General features: G+C 73.6%; 15 protein-coding genes and 1 pseudogene. 12 read left to right on the forward strand and 4 right to left on the reverse strand.

Translation table 11 applies throughout. The features are described 5' to 3' along the window. Nucleotides 1-89: 89 nt before the first annotated feature. Nucleotides 90-830 carry a hypothetical protein gene (locus KIS93_RS34215; RefSeq protein WP_080043773.1) on the reverse strand — a complete coding sequence of 247 codons (741 nt, stop codon included), beginning with the start codon at nucleotides 828-830 and terminating at the stop codon, nucleotides 90-92. Then, nucleotides 817-1,329, reverse strand: coding sequence for a SigE family RNA polymerase sigma factor (locus KIS93_RS34220; RefSeq protein WP_080043772.1), 513 nt, complete (start codon nucleotides 1,327-1,329; stop codon nucleotides 817-819). Before KIS93_RS34220 ends, KIS93_RS34215 begins: the two co-directional genes overlap by 14 nt. A 117-nt stretch (nucleotides 1,330-1,446) precedes the next feature. On the opposite strand from KIS93_RS34220, the gene KIS93_RS34225 reads away from it, so the two are divergent. The 3 genes from KIS93_RS34225 to KIS93_RS34235 all read left to right on the forward strand — a co-directional run bounded on the left by KIS93_RS34225 (nucleotide 1,447) and on the right by KIS93_RS34235 (nucleotide 5,648). Continuing rightward, nucleotides 1,447-2,370: a hypothetical protein gene (locus KIS93_RS34225; RefSeq protein ID WP_186404568.1), complete on the forward strand. Its 924-nt coding sequence runs from the start codon at nucleotides 1,447-1,449 to the stop codon at nucleotides 2,368-2,370. A 99-nt stretch (nucleotides 2,371-2,469) separates the two neighbouring features. Further along, nucleotides 2,470-3,087, forward strand: a complete 618-nt coding sequence (locus tag KIS93_RS34230) for a DedA family protein (protein ID WP_080043770.1) — start codon at nucleotides 2,470-2,472, stop codon at nucleotides 3,085-3,087. Nucleotides 3,088-3,575: 488 nt separating this feature from the next. Continuing rightward, the gene (locus KIS93_RS34235) at nucleotides 3,576-5,648 is read left to right on the forward strand and encodes a serine/threonine-protein kinase (protein ID WP_186404569.1); all 2,073 of its coding nucleotides are present in this window, start codon (nucleotides 3,576-3,578) and stop codon (nucleotides 5,646-5,648) included. 10 nt (nucleotides 5,649-5,658) lie between these two features. Here KIS93_RS34235 and KIS93_RS34240 read toward each other — a convergent pair whose 3' ends face one another. Then, complete coding sequence (locus KIS93_RS34240) at nucleotides 5,659-8,235, reverse strand: DUF6242 domain-containing protein (protein ID WP_186404570.1); 2,577 nt, start codon at nucleotides 8,233-8,235, stop codon at nucleotides 5,659-5,661. 106 nt (nucleotides 8,236-8,341) lie between these two features. On the opposite strand from KIS93_RS34240, the gene KIS93_RS34245 reads away from it, so the two are divergent. The 9 genes and pseudogenes from KIS93_RS34245 (at nucleotide 8,342) to KIS93_RS34285 (ending at nucleotide 18,721) form a co-directional block, all read left to right on the forward strand. Further along, on the forward strand, nucleotides 8,342-9,241 hold the full coding sequence (locus KIS93_RS34245; RefSeq protein ID WP_186404571.1) for a glycoside hydrolase family 16 protein: 900 nt from the start codon (nucleotides 8,342-8,344) through the stop codon (nucleotides 9,239-9,241). 134 nt (nucleotides 9,242-9,375) lie between these two features. Further along, nucleotides 9,376-9,840, forward strand: coding sequence for a hypothetical protein (locus tag KIS93_RS34250; RefSeq protein ID WP_080043767.1), 465 nt, complete (start codon nucleotides 9,376-9,378; stop codon nucleotides 9,838-9,840). A gap of 4 nt (nucleotides 9,841-9,844) precedes the next feature. After that, nucleotides 9,845-10,972, forward strand: coding sequence for a glycosyltransferase (locus tag KIS93_RS34255; RefSeq protein ID WP_186404572.1), 1,128 nt, complete (start codon nucleotides 9,845-9,847; stop codon nucleotides 10,970-10,972). After that, nucleotides 10,969-11,424, forward strand: a pseudogene (locus tag KIS93_RS65895) (glycosyltransferase); the annotation flags it as partial. The gene KIS93_RS34255 and the pseudogene KIS93_RS65895, both read left to right, overlap by 4 nt. A 107-nt stretch (nucleotides 11,425-11,531) precedes the next feature. Next, entirely contained in the window at nucleotides 11,532-12,113 is a 582-nt protein-coding gene (locus KIS93_RS34265) for a glycosyltransferase (protein ID WP_335673920.1), read from the forward strand. Next, nucleotides 12,113-13,165: a glycosyltransferase family 2 protein gene (locus tag KIS93_RS34270; protein ID WP_080043764.1), complete on the forward strand. Its 1,053-nt coding sequence runs from the start codon at nucleotides 12,113-12,115 to the stop codon at nucleotides 13,163-13,165. The genes KIS93_RS34265 and KIS93_RS34270 overlap by 1 nt, the downstream gene beginning before the upstream one ends. Continuing rightward, nucleotides 13,162-15,438, forward strand: a complete 2,277-nt coding sequence (locus KIS93_RS34275) for a hypothetical protein (RefSeq protein WP_080043763.1) — start codon at nucleotides 13,162-13,164, stop codon at nucleotides 15,436-15,438. The genes KIS93_RS34270 and KIS93_RS34275 overlap by 4 nt, the downstream gene beginning before the upstream one ends. Continuing rightward, nucleotides 15,435-16,328 carry a glycosyltransferase family 2 protein gene (locus tag KIS93_RS34280; protein WP_080043762.1) on the forward strand — a complete coding sequence of 298 codons (894 nt, stop codon included), beginning with the start codon at nucleotides 15,435-15,437 and terminating at the stop codon, nucleotides 16,326-16,328. The genes KIS93_RS34275 and KIS93_RS34280 overlap by 4 nt, the downstream gene beginning before the upstream one ends. Continuing rightward, nucleotides 16,325-18,721, forward strand: a complete 2,397-nt coding sequence (locus KIS93_RS34285) for a glycosyltransferase (protein ID WP_155128734.1) — start codon at nucleotides 16,325-16,327, stop codon at nucleotides 18,719-18,721. Before KIS93_RS34280 ends, KIS93_RS34285 begins: the two co-directional genes overlap by 4 nt. On the opposite strand, the gene KIS93_RS34290 is transcribed toward KIS93_RS34285, so the two are convergent. Next, nucleotides 18,702-19,643 carry a glycoside hydrolase family 16 protein gene (locus KIS93_RS34290; protein WP_222107686.1) on the reverse strand — a complete coding sequence of 314 codons (942 nt, stop codon included), beginning with the start codon at nucleotides 19,641-19,643 and terminating at the stop codon, nucleotides 18,702-18,704. The genes KIS93_RS34285 and KIS93_RS34290 overlap by 20 nt on opposite strands. Between the last annotated feature and the right edge of the window lie 123 nt (nucleotides 19,644-19,766).

Raw genomic sequence — 19,766 nt, forward strand, 5'->3', positions numbered from 1 at the left:
GTTCCTCCCGTGCAGGTCTTTCTGGGTGGATCTCATGCTAGGGAGTCACCCCAGGCGGCGGCTTCTTGAAAACTGACCGGTTCCCGGCATCACAGGGTGGAGGTGAGCCCTTCCCCGATCCGGTTCAGCTCAGCGGTGACGGCCTCGGCGTCGCGGAACTCCTTGGCGTACACGGGGCTGAAGGTGATCTCGGCCCACTGCCGGTCGCCCAGCTTGAGGAAGAGGGTGGGGGTGCCCGCCATGCCGTCCTCGCCGACGTTCGTCACGACCTGGTAGCCGCTCCGGCCGCCCACCGTGACCTCCTGGCCCTCCTCCTCGTCCCGGTACGTCTGGAGCCGGTCTTCGAGCTCCTGCACCGCGCCGTTCTCGTAGACGAAGATCTGCACGCGGTACGAGCCCTCGTCGTCGCCCTTGTAGTTGTACGACGTCGAGTAGCTGTCGCCGTGGTCGATCGACCAGTTCCCCCACACCAGCCGTTCGGGCAGGTAACCCACCTTGACGTGCCCGAACTCCTTCCCGTCGCCCAGGTCCCCTAGGTTCGCGGGCTCGGTCGGCGCGGGCGGGGTGTCGTCGATGGCGGGCGGCTCCGGCACCGCCGACGTCGTCCCCGGCCCGCCCGCCGTGGGCGCGGGCCCGGCGGACAGGTAGACCGCGGGGCCGCCGACGACGACCAGGGCGGCGGCCACGGACGCGGCCACCGCCACGGCCTTCACCCTGCTCCTCCTGGCCCGGTGGGAGCGAACCACCCGCTCCAGCAGGTCGGGCGCGGCGTGCAGCCGCGCGGTGTCGTCCGCCATGAGCCGGCGGAGCTCGTCCTCAAGCGTGGGCATTCCTGATCACTCCTTTCACTGTGTCCTGGCCGAGCGCCGAGCGGAGCTTGGCCATGGCCTTCGACGCCTGGCTCTTGACCGTGCCGACCGAGCAGCCCAGCACCTCGGCGGTCTGCGTCTCGCTGAGGTCCTCCCAGTACCGCAGCACCACCACGGCCCGCTGCCGGGGCGGCAGGGCCCGCAACGCCTCCCTGAGCACGTGCTGCAGGTCGGGGTCGTCCGTCCGGGCCGGCGTGTCCGGAGGACTGTGCATGGGGATGATCTTGAGGATGGCCCGGCGCCGGGCCCTGCTGATGGCCGCGTTGACGATGACACGGCGGACGTAGGGCTCCGGGCTGTCGTGGCGGATCCGGTCCCACTTCCTGTAGGTACGCTCCAGCGCCGTCTGCAGCAGGTCCTCGGCCTCCGTCTCGTCGCCACAGGCGAGATAGGCGACCCGCAGCAGACTCGTGGCACGTGCGGCCACGAAAGCGCCGAAGTCGTGCTCCGCGCCGCTCATGGCTGTCTGTCCGATTTCACGCCTCCTAATACGCCCCGGCCACGGCAGACCGTTGCCCGCCCGCCCGAAAAGAGTTCGCGGGCAACCCTTCCGTGCGGCCCAGGCGTATGGAAGGTCGTGAGTTGGAAACCAGTGAGCAAGTCGATGACGTTCGCCACCGCGCCGGCCCGGCGGCTGGTCGTGCTCGGCGCCGGCCTGGCCGTGGCAGCCGCCGTCCTGGGCGCGCCACCGGCGGCCGCGGCCGCGCCGCCCGAGGGCGCCTACTGGCACACCAGGGCGGTGATGACCCGCCTCCACCCCTGGCAGTTCGGCTCCAAGCAGGACCCCTACTCGCTGGTGGAGCGGCAGGTCTCCGAGCGGTGGACCACCCCCGACGGCAGGTCCTGGTACGGGTACCGCGACCTGGGGACGCTGCCGGCGACCGAGAAGGACAAGAAGGCGTGGCAGCGCGACGGCTCGCCCGCCAAATGGGGCAAGTCGATCGACGGCAAGGTCGTGAAGCTGTCCACCGAGCCGGCCAAGGGCCACGTGGCCCCGATGCGGGGGGAGCGCCGGCAGTTCCACCTCGCGGGCCAGTGGCTGACGTACGACGAGGTGCAGCGCCTTCCCGCCGACCCGAACAAGCTCAAGGACTGGCTCAGCAGGGCGGGCCAGGTCGGCGAGATCCCGGCCGCCCGACTCGGCGACTGGGTCACCTCCACCCTGCCGCAGCTCCTCTACGACCTGCCCGCCCCGAAGGAGGTCCGCGCCGCCGCCTACCAGGCCCTGCTGACCTCCCCGAAGGTGCGCCAGGCCGGCGCCGCCAAGGACACCCTCGGCAGGCCCGGCACCGCCGTCGTCATCGACGAGTCGAACGGCGAGGGCAAGAAACGCACCGACGTCACCATGACCCTGATCATCGACACCGGCCGGATGGTGCTGCTGTCACGGGACCAGCTGGTCGAGATCCAGGACAAGGCGTTCCCCGGCAAGTCGTACAGCGAGACGCTCACCGACGTCGGCTGGACCGACGCCCAGCCCGCCGTCCCCGCCCTGCCCTGACCCGCGCGCGCCCCGGCCAGGGGGTGTGGTTTCCCCCACCCCCGGAACGGCCACACGCCCCATGGTGAGCGGACCCTGCCGCTTCCTACGCTCGATCACATGACGGAATGGCTGATCGACCTGATGGAAGCACTCGGCGCCCCCGGGGCCGGGATCGCGATCGCGCTGGAGAACCTCTTCCCGCCCCTCCCCAGCGAGGTGATCCTGCCCCTGGCCGGCTTCACCGCCTCCCAGGGGGAGATGAACCTGCTCGCCGTCCTGCTGTGGACCACCGCCGGCTCGGTGGCCGGGGCGCTGGCGCTGTACTGGGTGGGCGCGCTGCTCGGCCGCGAGCGCACGCTCGCCCTGGCCGCCAGGATCCCCCTCGTGAAGGTCTCCGACATCACCAAGACGGAGGCGTGGTTCCTCAAGCACGGCCGTAAGACGGTGTTCTTCGGACGGATGATCCCCATCTTCCGCAGCCTGATCTCCATCCCCGCCGGCGTCGAACGCATGCCCCTGATCACCTTCACCCTCCTCACCACCGCCGGCAGCCTGATCTGGAACACCCTGTTCGTCCTGGCCGGCTGGGCCCTGGGCCGCAACTGGTCGGTGGTGGAGACCTACGTCGGCATGGGCACCAACGCGGTCATCGCCGTCGTGCTGCTCGCCGTCGCGATCTTCGTCGGCGTCCGCGTGGCCGAACGCCGCAAGGGCCGCCACGCCCTGCGCGACTAGGGCGTTCTCGGTTTAGACCGGCATTACACCCGCCCTTCTATGGTGACGCCCGAGACCGTACTCGGGAGCAGCCATGTCACAGCGAAAGGTGAAGCGCAGGCGCGCCGCGATGCGGCGCGAGGAGGCTCTGCGGCAGGAGCGGCGCAGGCGTTTGCGCCGCAGGATCGGGTTCGGCGCCGCGGCGGTGGTGTCGGTGGTGTTCGTGGCGATCGGAGTGCTGGCCTACCTTTCGGTCGGTACGCCCTCCGCCCCCACCGCCGGAACCGCCCACCCTCAGCCACCCCGACCAGCACCACCACCCCGACCAGCACCACCACCCCGACACCGACGGCCAAGCCGACGAGTACGCCCACCTCCTCATCAGGGCAGGGCAAATAGCCGGATAGGCCGGATGCACGCCTTATGAGAGTAGGCTTTTAGCGCTGCATCTCGTGCGTAAGCGTCCGTGGCCATCATCCTGCTGAGCCTCGTTCTTGGGGAAGGTACGTGTGCCCAGTTCCAGTCCTCTGCGGCCGACCGACCCGCGGCAGGTAGGTCCTTACCGCCTGACGGGCTATCTGGGCGCGGGCGGCCAGGGCACCGTGTACGTCGGGGAGTCACCCGAGGGCCAGGTCGTCGCGATCAAGGTGCTGCACGCCCGGCTGTCGGAGGAGCCCCAGGCCCGCGAGCGGTTCCTCCAGGAGATCGCGGCGACCCGCCAGGTGCGGCAGTTCTGCACGGCCCGCGTGCTGGACGCCGACACCAGCGGCGACCAGCCGTACGTGGTCAGCCAGTACGTCGAGGGCATCTCGCTGAGCCGGCTCATCGCCACCCAGGGCGTCCGCGATCCCGACGCGCTGGAGCGGCTGGCCGTCGCCACCGTGACCGCGCTGGTCGCCATCCACCAGGCCGGCATCGTGCACCGCGACTTCAAGCCGAGCAACGTCGTCTGCGGCCCCGACGGCCCCCGGGTGATCGACTTCGGCCTGGCGCGTGCCCTTGACTCCACGGTCGCCGAGAGCAGCGAGATCCTGGGCACTCCGGCGTACATGGCGCCCGAGCAGTTCAGCGCCGGCGTGGTGACGGCGGCGTCCGACATGTTCAGCTGGGCCGCGACCATGGCGTACGCGGCCAGCGGCCGGCCACCGTTCGGCAACGACAGCATTCCTGCGCTCTTCCAGCGCATACTCAACGAGGAGCCGGACCTCACCGGCCTCACCGAGCCGGTGCGGTCACTGGTGGTGGCGTGCCTGGACAAGAACCCGGCGGCCCGGCCGACGGCCACCGACGTGCTGTTCAACCTGCTCGGCCACGGCGTGCCCGAGCCCGCGCGGGAGACGCCGGGCCAGGAGTCCCTCTTCCCGGCGCGAGAGGGCGCCGCGTTCCGCGCGGCGGCACCGTCGCTCTCCGGCCCGTTCTCCCCGCCGGGCCCGTCGTCGCAGTCCGGGCCCGCCTCGCTCTCGGGCCCGTCCCAGGCGTCCGGCGGGATCTCGCTGCCCGACCCCGGAGCGGCCTCGGTGACGGAGTCGCTGGTGGGGCAGCGCGGCGGGCTGAGGTCGCGGCGCGGCTTGCTCACCGCCACGCTCGGGCTGGTGGCCGCCGGGGTGGTCGCCACGGGAGCCTACTTCGCCCTGGCCACGCCGGCGGTGCCCAAGGTCGTGGCCCGGCCCACGGTCGTGCCGGGGCCCACGACGCCGGTGATCGAGCCCGAGGTGACCAGGACCCTCTCCCCGGACCCCGCGTACGCGGTCGCGTACAGCCCGGACGGGAAGCGGTTCGCGACCGGCGGCGGGAACGGCACCGTGCAGCTGTGGGACGCCGCCACCCGCCGCGTCACCGCCACGCTCGACGGCCACACCAAGGGCGTGCACGCGGTGGCGTTCAGCCCCGACGGCAAGACGCTGGCGACGGGCGGCGACGACGGGACCGTGCGGTTGTGGAGCCTGCCCTCGGGCACGGGCAAGGGCACGCTGACCGGCCACACCGGAGGGGTCGGGGCGGTGGCGTTCAGCCCCGACGGCAAGACCCTGGCCAGCGCCAGCCGCGACCGGACCGTGCGGTTGTGGAACGCCGAGACCGGCGACGGCACCGCGATACTCGGCGGCCACACCGACTGGGTGGACTCGGTGGCGTTCAGCCCCGACGGCACCACGATCGCCACGGGCAGCCACGATCGCACCGTGCGGCTGTGGCAGGCGGCGACCGGGGAGGCCGCCGCCGTGCTGTCCGGCCACCGCTACTGGGTCTTCTCGGTGGCCTTCAGCCCTGACGGGAAGACGCTGGCCAGCGCCAGCGCCGACCGCACCGTCCGGCTGTGGGACGTCGCCGCCCGCAAGGAGCGCACCGTGCTCGCCGGGCACCGGGGCTGGGCCACCGCGGTCGCCTTCAGCCCCGACGGGAAGACGCTGGCCAGCGGCGGTTACGACCGCAAGGTGCGGCTGTGGGAGGTGGCGAGCGGGCGCGGCACCGGCGAGCTGGACGGGCCCGCCGACTGGGTCTACTCGGTGGCGTTCAGCCGGGACGGCGCGACCGTCACCGGGGTCGCCGGTGACGCCACGCTCAGGGTGTGGGGCACCCGCTAGACCTGCCGGTTCAGGGCGTGCCGGCCTCGTCGGGCGACAGCGGGCGCCGCCACAGGGTCGGCTCGTCGCCGTGGCCGGTGGCCGTGGAGCCCACGCCGACGAGCTCGCCGTCCACGGTGGTGAACGCGCTCAGCCGCTGGTCACCGGGCCCGGACACGCCGGCGCCGCGCGGCTGCTCCGGCTTCCACGAACGGCCGTCCGCCGAGGTCCAGACGACCACGTCGCCGGGGCTGCCCACCGTGCCGGCCACGACGAAGCCGCGCGGGGTCGTGGCGACGGCCGTGACGCCGGACTGCTCACCGGCCGTGACCGGCAACGTGATCTGCTGCCAGCTCCGGCCGCCGTCGGTCGAGGCGTACCCGAACGCGGCCGTGCCCGTGCCGTTGCCGGTGACGGCCGTGCCCGCGGTGACCAGGACGTCGTCATGGGAGGCGATGTGGGTCAGCCAGCCCTCGTTGACGCCGGCCGGGATCGGCAGCCGCACCAGCGACCACTTGCGGCCGTCGGGCGAGATCCACACGGTGGGGCGGCGGACGAAGACGCCGCCGTAGGCGTTGGGGTCGGTCACGCCGCCGGCGGCGACGAAGCCGAACATGCCGTTGGTCACGGAGTTCATCCACCGCCTGGTCGTCGGCGTGCCGACGAGGTTGTCCTGGCCCGCCGGGGTGCCGCGCTCCCAGGTCTTGAGGTCGGGGGACCACCAGGTGCCCGCGCCGTAGCCGTCCTCGCCCACGATCACGTAGCCGTCGGGGCCCGCGGCGGTGGCGCGGGCGATCAGCGGCTCCTTGCCGGTCGACTGGAACGCCGCCGCGCCGTCGGCCCGCCGCCAGCTCTCGCCGTCCGCCGAGGTGACGACCAGGGGACGGCCGGGCGTCCGGCCGCTCGACCCGACCGCCAGCCAGCCGGCGAAGCCGGCCGTGACGCCGGTCAGCCGCTGGCGGCCCTGGCCGGTCAGCGCCTTGTCCTTGTCCTGGACGGGCTGCCAGGAGGACCCGTCGGCGGAGGTCCAGACGGTGGCGTCGCCGTTGGCGCCGCCGACCGCGACCACCCGTCCGTCGGCCGTGCCGAGCGCGTCCACGACCTTGCCGCTCCCGGTGGTGTCGGGGATGCGGGCGGGAACCTCCTTGCCGGCCTTGTCGCGCACCGCGAGCAGGGCGCCCGTGCCGTCCTGGGCGCCCACCGCGACGGTGTTGTCGCCGACCGCGGCGGTGTCGCGTACCTCGGCGCCGCCGGCGGTCGTGCCCGCGGGCTGCCAGGAGCGGCCGTCCACGCTGCGGACCAGCCGGATGCCGCTGTCGGTCTCGATCGCGGCGACGGCGGCCTGCGGCGTGGCCGTCAGCCGCGACAGGCGCTTGAAGCCCGGTACGTCGATCTTCGCCGCCGTCGTCCAGTGCACGCCGTCGGGTGAGGTGTAGGTGGTGGCGTGGGAGCCGCCCTGGCGGAGCGCGAGCATGGCCGTCGCGGTCGAGGCGAACGACAGCTCCGGCTCGCTCGACGTGCCGGGCACCGCGAACGCCTGCCAGGTGTCGCCGGCGTCGGTGGAGCGCCAGGTGATGTCGTACGGCTTGATGGAGCTCTCTCCGCGGACCACGATGGCGTTCTTGACGCTCGCCACGTCGGTGAGGGCGAGGGTGCCCCCGGTGGGCGGGTGGAGCCGCCAGCCGGCCCGGCGCTCCCAGCTGCGGCCGTCGCGCGACAGCCACACCACCGGCGCGGCGTCGGTGAAGTCGCCCTTGTCCGAGGTCTGCCCCACGGCGGTGAAGCCGCCGCCGGTCCAGGCGACGTCGGCGACCCGGTCGCGCGGGCCGAAGGCGAGGCTGGCGGTGGCGTCGGGCTGGCGGGTCCAGGAGGCGCCGTCGGGGCTGGTCCACACGACGGTGCCGCCGACGCGGTCGCCGAGCGCGACCCACCCGGCGGAGCCGGCCGGGCCCGCGGCCAGGTGGCGGGGGACCTCGCCGGCGACGGGCGGCTCGCCCTTCGCGGTACGCACCTGGGCGCGGGTGAAGGTGCGGCCCGCGTCCTTCGACAGGAAGAACTCGGTGCGGTAGCCGGAGTCGGCGTCCTCGCCGCCCGCGACCACCACCGTGGCGCCCATGGCGGCGACACCGTTGAGCTCCAGTTGGCGGCCGTCGGCGGCGCCGGCCGTCCCCGCCGCGAACAGGTTGCCGGCCAGTTGCGCCGTCTGGTCGTCGCCCTGGCGGGAGGCCACCAGCACACCGGCCGCCACGACGACCGCGAACGCGACGGAGGCGCCGCCGATGAGCAGCGAGCGGAACCGCTTGCGCGGCCCGCCGGGAGGCGCGGGATGGCCGACGTCGGGATCGGTCAGCTCGGTGGTCGGCGGCATAGACGGCACCGAAGGCACCGACGGGACCGACGGGTGCGAGGGGTACGAAAAGGGGGAGGAGGGCTGCGATAAGCGCTCCACCGGCGGCAGCGAGGGCTGGGAGAGCCGCTCGTCCAGCGGCCCCGACGGCGGGGACGACCGCTCGCCCGGCGGCAGTGACGGCTGGGAGAGCCGCTCGTTCACCAGCTCGGGCGAGCCGTCCGGATCGCCCGTCTCGCTCCTCCAACCACCTCCGGTCACCGCAGCCTCTCCCTTTGGTATTCTCCCGGCCAGGACGGAGCCCCTCGCCGGAAGTCATTATTTATGGGAAGCGCGACGAAACGAAGTCCGAGCGCGAGCCGGCCCGATGACGGCGGCTGACGTCCGGGCCCGCTCCCGCACCTGGATCCTCGCCGCGGCGGTCTGCGCCACTGTTGCCGCGGCAAGTGCGGCGGGGGTGCGCACGATCGGCGAGACGCCTTCGGGCGGAGCCGGGAACGCGGGGGCCACGCCGCCGCCCGCGCAGTCGATCGAGCCCGCGCCGCTGGCGCTGCCCGACGCGTCGTGGAAGCTGAGCTGGTCCGACGAGTTCAACGGGCGGGGCCGCCCGGCCAAGTGGACCGCCCTGTCCGGCACGAGCTGGTCCAACCGGAAGGCGCTGCACTACTACACCCCGGCGAACGCGGTGCAGACCGGCTCCGGCCACCTGGTCATCTCCGCCCAGCGGGCGCCGGCCGCGAACGGCCAGACCTGCTGGTACGGCCGGTGCGACTACAGCAGCGCCCGGCTGGAGACCCGGCACACCTTCGACCAGGCGTACGGGCGGTTCGCCGCGCGGATCAAGCTGCCGCTCGGCAAGGGGCTGTGGCCGGCGTTCTGGCTCAAGCGCACCGACTCGGGCCGCTCGGGCTCCGCGACGTACGGCGAGATCGACATCATGGAGAACCGCGGCCACGAGACCCACCTCGTCCGGGCCTACACCCATTCCAAGGGCCGCAAGGGCGGCGGCCAGATCAAGCTGCCCGAGCGGCTGGACGCCGGTTTCCACGTGTACGGCGTGGACTGGACGCCCCAGAGCATCACCTGGTGGGTGGACGGCAAGCCGTACGCGCAGTATCCGCGCTATCCCGGCTGGCCGTTCGACAAGCCCTTCTACCTGATACTCAACCTTCAGGTGGGCGGCACGTGGGTGGGGAACCCGAACGCGAGCACGCGCTTCCCCGCCCGGATGGTCGTCGACTGGGTGCGGGTGTACCGCCAGCGCTGAGACATCGGAAATGTCCGATTACGGCGGTCGATAATAACGTTTGAACGGCCGTGACTATCATCTTGGGACACCAGACCCTTTCTGAGCACTAGGATCAACCGTCCCATCAGCATCGTGGTGAAGTCCCGCCGTAAATGACGCGATTATTTCCCCGCTCCACCTTTCTCACGACCGCCGCCCTGCTCGGCGCGGTCGTCGTGGCCGCGCTCGGCGCGCAGACCGAGCAGGGCCGCGGCCTGCTCGTCGCGGCAGGGCTGGCCGGCGCGTACGGCGGATACACCGAGCTGGCGTTCACCGCGCCCCAGGCGCTCCCGGACCGTGTGCCCGCCACGTCGTACCTGGCCCCGCCCTCCTTCACCATCCGCAACGTCACCGGACGGCGGCACGAGTACGCCTGGTCGATCCGCCTGACCGAGTCCGGCAGGACCCGCGACGTCGCCGGCGGGCGGGTGACCCTCGCCGCTGGTCAGCCGGTGACGATCACGCCGTCCACGAAGGCGCTGTGCGAGCCCGGCCCGGTCACCGTCGGCGTCCGGCTGGACAGCGGCGAGGCCATCTCGTTCCGTGCCACCTGCTCCGCGAACATCGACGAGGGGTAGGCGCGTGCCCAGAAGGCCCGTGGTGGCACTGGTCACCGACGCCATCCACCCGTACAGCTTCGGCGGCAGGGAGATCCGCTACCACGAGCTGTACGCGCACCTCACGCCGCACGCCGACCTGCACGTGTTCACCATGCGCTGGTGGCACGGGCCCCGGGTGCGCACCGAGGGCGGCGTCACCTTCCACGCGATCTCGCCGCTGCTGCCGATGTACCGGCACGGCGTCCGGTCGATCTGGCAGGCGCTGATCTTCGCGCTGGCCTGCCTCCGGCTGCTGCGGCAGCGCTTCGACGTGCTCAACGTCGACCAGATCCCGTTCCTGCACCTGCTGACGCTGCGCGTGGTCGCCACGCTGCGCCGCAAGCCGCTCATCGCGACCTGGCACGAGGTGTGGGGCCCCGAGTACTGGCGCTACAGCACGCGCGTCGGCTGGCGGCCCGCGTGGTGGATCGAGCGGCTGGCGATGCGGGCACCCGACCGCATCATCGCCGTCTCCCCTGAGACGGCCCGGCGGCTGCGGGCCGAGCTCGGCGAGCGGGCCGCGATCACGATCGCGCCGAACGGGGTCGACCTCGACGAGGTGAGCCGGGCCGCACCGCACGAACAGGCCACCGACCTGGTCGTGGTGAGCAGGCTGATGCGGCACAAGGGCCTGGACCTGCTGCTCGCCGCCATCGCCGAGCTGCGCGAGCGCGGCCGGGCGATCACCTGCCGGATCATCGGCGACGGCCCGGAGCGCGACGCGCTGCGCGAGGAGGCCGAGCGGCTCGGCATCGCGGAGGTGGTGGAGTTCCGGCACGACGTCAGCGAGCAGAAGGACGTGTACGCGCTGGTCAAGGCCGGCCGGGTGTTCGCGTTCCCGTCCACCAGGGAGGGGTTCGGCATCGCCGTGCTGGAGGCGATCGCGTGCGGCGTGCCGGTCGTGACCACCTCAGCCCGCGACAACCTGGCCCAGCACCTGGTGCGGCGCAGCCGGCGGGGGATCGTCTGCGAGCACACCCTGGACGCGTTCGCCGCGGCACTCGCCGACGCCCTCGACGGGCCCGCGGACCCCGCTGCGGTGGAGCCGTGGGTCGGCGAGTACGCCCTGGACTCGATCGCCGCCCATGTGGTGAAGGCGATGCTGCCGTGAGGATCCTCTACGTCAGCCCCTATCCGCCCGCCCGTGACGGCATCGGGACCTACACCCACGTGCTCGCCCGCGCCGTGCGCGAGCACGGGCACGAGGTCGCGGTGGTCGCCGCCCGATCCCATCCGGGCGCGCCCGAGGAGGTCGTGGGCGCGCTGGACGATGGGGTGGGGGCGCTGCGGGCGGCAGTGGCCCGGTTCCGGCCGGACGTGGCGCACGTGCAGTTCGCCGTGCCCGCGTTCGGCGCCCGTACCGTGGCGGTGGCGCGCTGGCTGGCCGCCCCCGAGGTCCCGGTGGTGGCCACGCTGCACGAGGTCAGCCGCGACACGGCGCTCCTGCGCGGGCCGGGCCGGGCGCTGTACCGGCGCGTCGGGCGGGCCGGCCAGCGGCTCATCGTGCACACGCGGGCGGCGCTGGACACGCTCACCTCCCTCGGCCTCGACGGCAGGGCCACGGTGGTCCCGCACTTCTCCGCACCGCCGCCCCCGCCACCTGCACCGCCGGCGACCTGCGCGCCCGCCATCGGCTGGGCGACGCCCGCCTGCTGCTGGCCTTCGGCCACATCCACGTCAGCAAGGGGCTCGACGACCTGGTGCGCGCCATGGCGACGCTGCCGCCCGCGACGCTGGACGGGGTGCGGGTCGTGGTCGCCGGCGCGGTCCGGCGGCGGCACGGCCCGTTCCGGCTGTTCGAGGCGCGCGACCACCTGCACGAGGCGAAGGTGCGCCGCCTGGCACGCCGGCACGGGGTGCTCGACCGGCTGACGTTCACCGGTTACGTGCCGGACGGCGAGATCGCGGCCTGGTTCGGCGCGGCCGAGGCCGTCGTGCTGCCCTACCGTGACGCCGAGCAGAGCGGGGTGGCGAACCTGGCCCGCGCCTTCGGCGTACCGGTGATCGCGACCACCGTCGGCGGGCTGGGCGAGCTGTTCGAGGGCTCGCGGTGGGCGGTGCCGCCGGGCGCGCCCGGCCGCCTTGCCGCGGCGATCGCCGACCTCCTGGCGACCGGTGCAGGGGAGGGCCCCCGGGACAGTGGCGCCGCCCACGCGCCCGACACCGACCTGAATGCGGTCGCGCTGCGCACGATCGCCGTCTACGAGGCCGCCCGCGACCGCGGCCCGCGCGTCCCCGGGAAACCGTCCTGATGCCTGCCAGCCTCTCCGTCGTCATCTGCTCCTACAACGGCGCCGCCCGCCTCGGGCGGACCCTCGAAGCGCTGGCCGCCCAGACGCTCCACCCCGACCTGGAGGTCATCGTCGTCGACGACGCCTCCCACGACGGCACCGGGGACGTCGCCCGCGCCCACGCCGTCACGGTCCTGCGCCACGAGACGAACAGGGGCACCGCCGCCGCCCGCGACACCGGCCTGAGAGCCGCGAAGGGCAGGATCGTCGCCTTCCTCGACGACGACTGCGAGCCGGGCCCCCGCTGGGCCGAGCTGCTGCTCGCCGCCTACGCCGAGGAGGGCGTCGCGGGGGCGGGCGGCCCCATCGTGCCCGGAGCCGGGAACGGCTACCTGCCGAGGTTCCTGGAGCGCAACAACCGGCACGAGCCGCTGGAGCTGGAGCTCACGGTCAGCGCCGCGCTGCCGTACCGGTTCTGGCTGTACCTGCGCCGGCAATGGAGCCGGCCGGGCCCGCCGCCCGGACGGCGGGACGTCCACGCCTTCAGCGGCGGCAACATGTCGTTCGAGCGGGAGCGCCTGCTGGCCGTCGGCGGGTTCGACACCAGGTTCCGGTACGCCGCCGAGGAGGAGGACCTGTCCCGCAGGCTCCGGCGGGACCGCCCCGGACGGCTGGTCCTCGTCCCGGACGCGCCGGTCACGCACTGGTACACGCCCACGGTGCGCGGGCTGCTGCGCCGCAGCCTGGCGTACGGGCGGGGCGCCGCCATGCAGTACACCAAGTGGCCGGAGGTGCGGCCGACGCTGTTCCCGTGGCCGGTGCTCGCCGCCGGCCTGGTCCTCGTGTCTCCTGCGTGGCCGCCGGCCGCGATCGTGGCGGTGGTGCTGCCCCTGCTGCTCTACCCCGTGGGGCTGCGGCACGTGCTCGCGGGCAGGATCGAGGCGCTTGCCGACCCGTACCTCCGGATCGCGCAGGAAGCGTGCGAGAATATCGGCTTCCTGCACGGTCTGTGGGCCTTCCGCCTCATGTTCGCCGGAGACAGGGCCGGCCGGGGCGGAGGGCAGAGCGGGTGACCGTCCGCGAGCAAGACAGGCGCCTGCTGCTCTACGGCGCGGCGCTCGTCCTGATCGTCGCGTTGACGCAGGTGCGCGGCGTGTGGGCGGCCCAGCTCCTGCTCGTGCCGCTCCTGCTGATCGTGCCCGGGTGCCTGCTGCTGCGGGCGTTGCGGGTGCCGGGTCACCGCGTGGCGGCGTTCCCGCTGTACGTGCCGGCCGCGTCGCTCGTCGTGCTCATGGTGTCCGGGCTCGCGGTCACGCTGCTCGTGCCGCTGGTGGACGGCGGCGTCCTCGACGCGGTGTTTGGCCCCGCCGCCGACCCGGGTGCGCCGCTGCGGCCGGGGCCGCTGCTCGCCGGGCTCATGGTGACCTGCCTCGGGCTGTTCCTGGCCGGGGTGCGGGCGCCGGAGGAGACGGCCGTCCCCTGGCGGTCCCTGCCCGCCGCCGGCTGGCTGGCGCTGCCCCTGCTGCTGCCGCTGCTCGCCGCGGCGGGGGCGCTGCGGCTCAACCACGGGTACGGCCCCGAGGTGGCGATCGCGGCCGTCGCCGGCTGCGTGCTCGCGCTGGTGCTCGGGGTCCTCCGGGCCGGCCGGCTCGGCAGCGGCCGGTCCGCGATGCTGCTGTACGCCGTTTCGCTGGCCATGATGTGGTCGTACGCGCTGCGGGGCGACCTGGTCTACGGCTTCGACATCGCCTCCGAGTACGCCGTGGCCCAGGAGACGGTGACCTCGGGCATCTGGGTGACCGGGCCACACCCCGACGCGTACGGGGCGATGCTCAGCATCACCGTCCTGCCCGCCGGGCTGCACGCCCTGACCGGGCTGCCGGTCCTGCTGGTGCTCAAGGTCGTCTACCCGGCGATCTTCGCGATGTTCCCCGTCGGGATCTTCCACCTCGCCCGGCGCTTCCTGCCGGACCAGTGGGCGTTCGCCGCCGCCGCGTTCGTGACGGCGCAGGGCGCGCTGTCGCAGCAGTTCCCGGCGCTGGCCCGGCAGGAGATCGCCATGCTGCTGTTCGCGGCGCTGTGCGGGGCCCTGCTCGACGCCCGGCTGCGGCACTTCCCGAAGGCGGCGCTGATGTGCCTGTTCGGGCCGGGCATCGTGGTCTCGCACTACACGAGCGCGTACTTCACCGCCGTGATGCTCGGCGGGGCGCTGGTCCTGCAGGCCGTGCTGTGGGTCATGCGGCGGCCGCGCATCGCGCCCCGCGCGGTCGCGGCGGCGCTGCTGCCCGGGCTGCTCGCCGGCGTGCTCTGGTACGTCCCCATCACCCGGTCGACGGCCAACATCGGCGAGTTCCGTACCGCGCTGAGCTCGGAGGGCCTGCGGCTGCTGCCGGGCGCCGGGACGGCGGGCACGCTGCTGTCCGCCTACCTGCGGGGCACCGACGTGACCCGCATCCCGACCTACCTGTACGCCAAGCGGGTGGTGCCCAAGTACCGCCCGCCCAAGGCGAGCGTGACGCCCGCCGCCGACGCCGGCGACCCCCGGTGGGAGCTCGGGGACGCGGGCGTGCCCGTCCCCCCGAAGGTCGCGCCCGCGGTGAGCGCGTCGCTCGACCTCGGCGTGCTGCTGATCCAGCAGCTCGCGAACCTGCTCGGCCTGCTCGGCGCCCTGGTCATGGCCGTGCGCCGGCACTCGTCGTGGCTGGTGCGGCGGATCGGCGTGCTGGCGGTGCCGATGCTGGGCGTGCTGGTGCTGCTGCGCCTGTCCGGCACGCTCGCGGCGGCGTACAACCAGAGCCGCGCCCAGCTGCAGGCGCTGACGCTGCTGTCCATCGCGATGTTCTGGCTGCTGCACCGCGTCTCCGCGGCCAAGTTCCCCGCGCGGCTCCGCCGCACCGTCTACGGGCTGACGGGCGCGGCCGTCGTCGTCACCTTCACGACCGGCAGCGGCCTGGACAACGTGCTGCTCGGCGGCGAGCGGGCGACGAACCTGTCCACCCGCGGCGAGGACTGCGAGCGGTACTGCATGTACGAGGCCGAGCTGGCAGGAGCCCGCTGGCTCAAGGAGGCCGCCCGCGGCTCGCCCGACCGCCTCTACGCCGACCGGTACGCGCAGCTGCGCCTGTTCGCCGAGCTCGGCCCCGGCCGGCGGATCCAGACCGACATCACCCCGCTGACCCTCGACCGGACGGCCTGGGTGTACGCGAGCTGGGCCAACACCGCCGTCGGCCGCGCCAGGTCGCTGTTCGACAACCAGCTCGCCCTGTACGCGTTCCCGGCCGACTTCATCGAGGCGCACTACGATCTCGTCTACACCAGCGGCGTCACGAAGGTCTTCCACCGATGATCTCCATCGTCATCATCAGCAAGGACGAACCCGCCCTGGACAGCACCCTCGGCGGCGTCACCCGCGCGGCCGAGGCGGCCGGCCTGCCGTACGAGATCGTCGTCGTGGACGCCTCGCGAGGCCGGCTCGACGCGATCGCCGCCGCCCACCCGCGCGTGCGCTGGCTGCCCTTCACGCCGCCGCCAGGCGTGCCCGTGACGATCCCGCACCAGCGCAACGCCGGCGTGCGCGCCGCCGAGGGCGAGATCGTCGTCTTCACCGACGCGGGCTGCCTGCCCCAGGACGGCTGGCTGCGCCACCTCGTCACGCCGATACTCGACGAGGGCGAGACCGTCGTGTCGGGCCTGGTCACCGGCCCCGAGGGGCACGGCAGCCTCTACGACGCCGACGCCCGCCGCCGGGCCGGCGCCCGCTACCTCCACGAGTGCGGCACCGGCAACCTGGCCGTGCGCCGCGAGGTGCTCGACCAGGTCGCCGGCTTCGACGAGACGTTCGGCTACGGCTCCGACGTCGACTTCAGCTGGCGGGTCCAGGACGCCGGGCACCGCATCCGCAGCGCCGGGAACGCGGTCGTCACCCACGACTGGGGCGACCACCGCCGGCAGCTCCGCCGCTCATACGTCTACGGCAAGGCCCGCGCCCGGCTCTACCTCAAGCACCGCGGCCGGCGGGCGGACCTGCTGCGCCGCGAGCCGATGGTCGTGGTCTACCCCCTCTTCCTGCTCGGCCTGCCGCTGACCCTGTGGTTCCCGCTCTACCCGGCGCTGCTGCTGGTGCCCGCCTGGCGCAACCGGCACAACGGCCCGATCCGGGTGCTCGCCGACCACCTGGTGTACGGTGCGGGCGTGCTCGCCGAACTCGCCACGCCCCGGGGTCGCGCCGGCCGATGAAGGTGCTGGTCTTCCCCCGTGACAGCAACCCGTACCAGGACCTGCTGCACGGCGAGTTACGCCGCGCCGGCGTCCACGTCCGCCACCTCGGCGAGCTGACCCCCTCCCACACGCTCAACCTGCTGCTGCTGCCCGTGGAGCTGGCCGCCCGTCGGCTGGGCGGGGCCAGGGTCGTGCACCTGCACTGGGTGTGGAAGTTCGCGCTGCCGGGCGGGGCCCGGACGCGGCGGCTCGCCCAATGGTGGTTCGCCGCCGTGCTCGGCGTGCTGCGGCCGCTCGGGCTGCGGCTGGTGTGGACCGCCCACAACGTGCTGCCGCACCGGCAGGTCTTCGCCGACGACGCCGCCGCCCGGCGCACGCTCGTGCGGCACTGCGACCTCGTGATCGCCCACCACTCGACGACGCTGGACCGGCTGGCCGCCTTGGGGGCGGTGCCGTCCAGGGCCGCCGTGATCCCGCACGGTCCCTTCCCCGCCCCGCCGCTGCCGCCGCCCGGACGGCCGGGCCGGCCGCGCACGTTCCTGTTCTTCGGCCGGATCGAGCCGTACAAGGGGGTCGAGGACCTGCTCGCCGCCTTCGCGGCACTGCCCCGCGAGCCGGACGTGCGTCTCGTCGTCGCCGGAGCATGCCCGGACCAGGAGCTGGCGGCCCGGCTGGAGGCGTCGGCCGCCGCCGACGACCGCGTGGACCTGCGGCTCGGGCGGGTGCCCGACAAGGACATCGCCGGTCTGTACGCCGAAAGCGACGTCGTCGTGCTGCCGTTCCGCGAGATCACCACCAGCGGCAGCGCCCTGCTCGCGCTCGCCCACGGCCGGCCGCTGATCGTCCCCGAGCTGCCCGCCCTGACCGGGCTGCCCGGCGCCGCCGTGACCTGCTACCGCGGCGGCGTCACCGGGCTCACGCCGGCGCTGCGGGCGGCGGCGGGCTGGGACGCGGCGACGCTGGCACGGATGTCGCAGGCGGCGCTGGAGCACGTGAACGGGACCGGCTGGCCCGAGATCGCCCACGCGACCCGCAACGGCTACGCCACCGTCCTCCGCCACCGGACCCGGCAAGACACCCACCCCGGCCTCGCCACCGAGCCTCACCCCACCCCGCCGGAGGGCGCGATCGCCGGTGGGGCCGGGGCGCGCCTGCGCTCGCTGCTCAGAAACGTCCTGGTCCGCGGCACCCTCCTCCTCCTGGTCAACACCGTCCTGCTCGCGGCCGGCGGCTTCGTGTTCTTCACGCTGGCGGCCCGCAACTACCCGGTCGAGGCCGTCGGCTGGCTGACCGCCGTCACCTCCAGCGTCAACCTCCTGTCGACCGTCGCCGCACTCGGCCTGCCCACCACGCTGTTGCGCCATCTCGTCAAGGCCGACGACCCGCGCCGGCTGGCGGCGGTCGCCGTGATCGCCGTCGGCGCGCTGGGCGGCGCGCTCGCCCTGCTGTCGCTGCTGATCCTGGCCCCGCTGCTCCCGGGCGGCCCCGAGCTGATCGGCCGGCCGGAGACGATCGCCCTGATCACCGTCCTGGTGATGGTCACCGCCGTGGGCGGAACCCTGGACGCCGGCTTGATCGCCGTCCGCGGCACGGGCGCACTGCTGGCCAAGAACGCGGCGGGCACCGTGCTGAAGGTCGGGGCGCTGCTGCCGCTGGTCCCGCTCGGTTTCACCGGCCTGGTCATCGCCTACGGCGGCGGCACCCTGCTCGCCTGTCTGCTCGGCGGGGTGTCGCTGTGGCGGCGGCTACCTCGCCCCTCCGCAGCCCGCGCGCGGCCGGCGGAGCTGCTGCGGCGGTACCTGCCGTTCTCCGCCGCCGGCTACCTGGCGACCGCCCTCGGCATGCTGCCGAGCACGGTGGTGCCGCTGGAGGTGCTGGCCTTCCAGGGACCGCAGGCGGCGGCGTACTTCGCGATCGCCTTCCAGGTGGCGGCGTTCCTCAACTTCATCCCTTCGACGAGCGCGCAGGTGCTGTTCGCCGAGGCGCAGCGCATCTCGTTGCGCCGCTACCTGCGCAAGGCCGTGGTGGGCATCTACGGCCTGCTGGTTCCCGCCGTCGCGGTGATCGTGGCCGGCGCGCCGTACATCCTGCGGGTGTTCGGGGAGGGCTACTCGGCGCAGGCGGCGCAGACGCTCCGCGTCCTGGCCTTGGCGGCGCTGGTCGGCGCGGGCAACTACCTGGTGGACACGATCCTGATCAGCAGGGACCGCACCGGCGCGTACGTCCTCATGAACGGCGCCAACGCGGCTCTGGTGCTGGGGCTGGTGGCGGCGCTGCTGCCGTACGGGCTGACGGCGGCGGCCCTCGGCTGGACGCTCGCGCAGGGCGTCTCCCTGCTGCTGGGAGCGGGCGTGCTGGTCGTCAGCTTCGCCGGCAGGCGGCGGGCGGCGGTCAGCGTGGCGGATCGGTAGCCGCCGCGTACACGCGCACGTGATCCACGATCATCTGCTGCGGGAAGCGGGTCGTCTCGTCGGGCGGCCCCGGCCAGTCGCCGCCCACGGCCAGGTTGAGCAGCAGGTAGTAGGGCACGTCGAAGTCCCACCCGCCCGGTGGCGCGTCCGCCTTGCGCTCGGTCGCGTACACCTGCCCGTCGACCAGGAAGGAGATCCGGTCCGGATGCCAGTCGGCGGCGAAGACGTGGAAGTCGTCGGCGAACCTGCCCCCGTCGGGCAACCGGTAGGAGTTCTGCACGTCGTACCCCTGCTCCCCGTGCAGGCTCCCGTGCACCGTGTCGGGCTCGCGCCCGAGATGCTCCATGATGTCGATCTCCCCGCGCCCGCTGCCCTGCGGGGAGCGCCGCGCCCAGAAGGCCGGCCACATGCCCTGCCCCTCGGGTAACTTGATCCGCGCCTCGACGCGCCCGTACCGCTGCTCGAACTTCCCCGCCGTGAACAACCGCGCTGAGGTGGCCGCGCACACGCGCGGGCTGCAGTCGTGGCCGCCCGCGTCGTCGGACCTGGCCGTGATCACCAGCCGCCCCTGACCGTCCACGACGGCATTGCGCGGCGTGTAGTACTCCAGCTCGTTGTTGTACCCGAGATGGTCGTCCACCAGGTTCCACTTGGCCGGGTCCGGCGGGCCCGCCGGCCCGTCGAACTCGTCGGACCAGACCAGCCGCCACCCCGCCGGAACGCCGGCGGCCGGCGGCGCCGGCTCGGGCTCGTCCGGGCTCACCGCGTAGAGCGTGGCCGCCACCGCGACCGCGAACGTGAGCACCAGCGCCCCGGCCACCCACCAGCCCGTCCGATCACCTCCGGACGCCGCCCTGCCGGTCTGGGGTGCACGGCCCTGGCCTCGGCGGGGATCCGGGTGCCACGCACGGTCATCGGACACGGACCTCTACCCTCCCGACGGCATGATGTGTCATCGTACGGCGCTTCTCCGTCGATCCCGACCCTTCGCGGAAGGATCCCGACCCTTCTGGCAAGAGCGCATACCCACATGAAGGCCGTCATG

The organism is [Actinomadura] parvosata subsp. kistnae (assembly GCF_900323885.1).
In the GTDB taxonomy this organism is placed as follows: Bacteria; Actinomycetota; Actinomycetes; order Streptosporangiales; family Streptosporangiaceae; genus Nonomuraea; species Nonomuraea composti.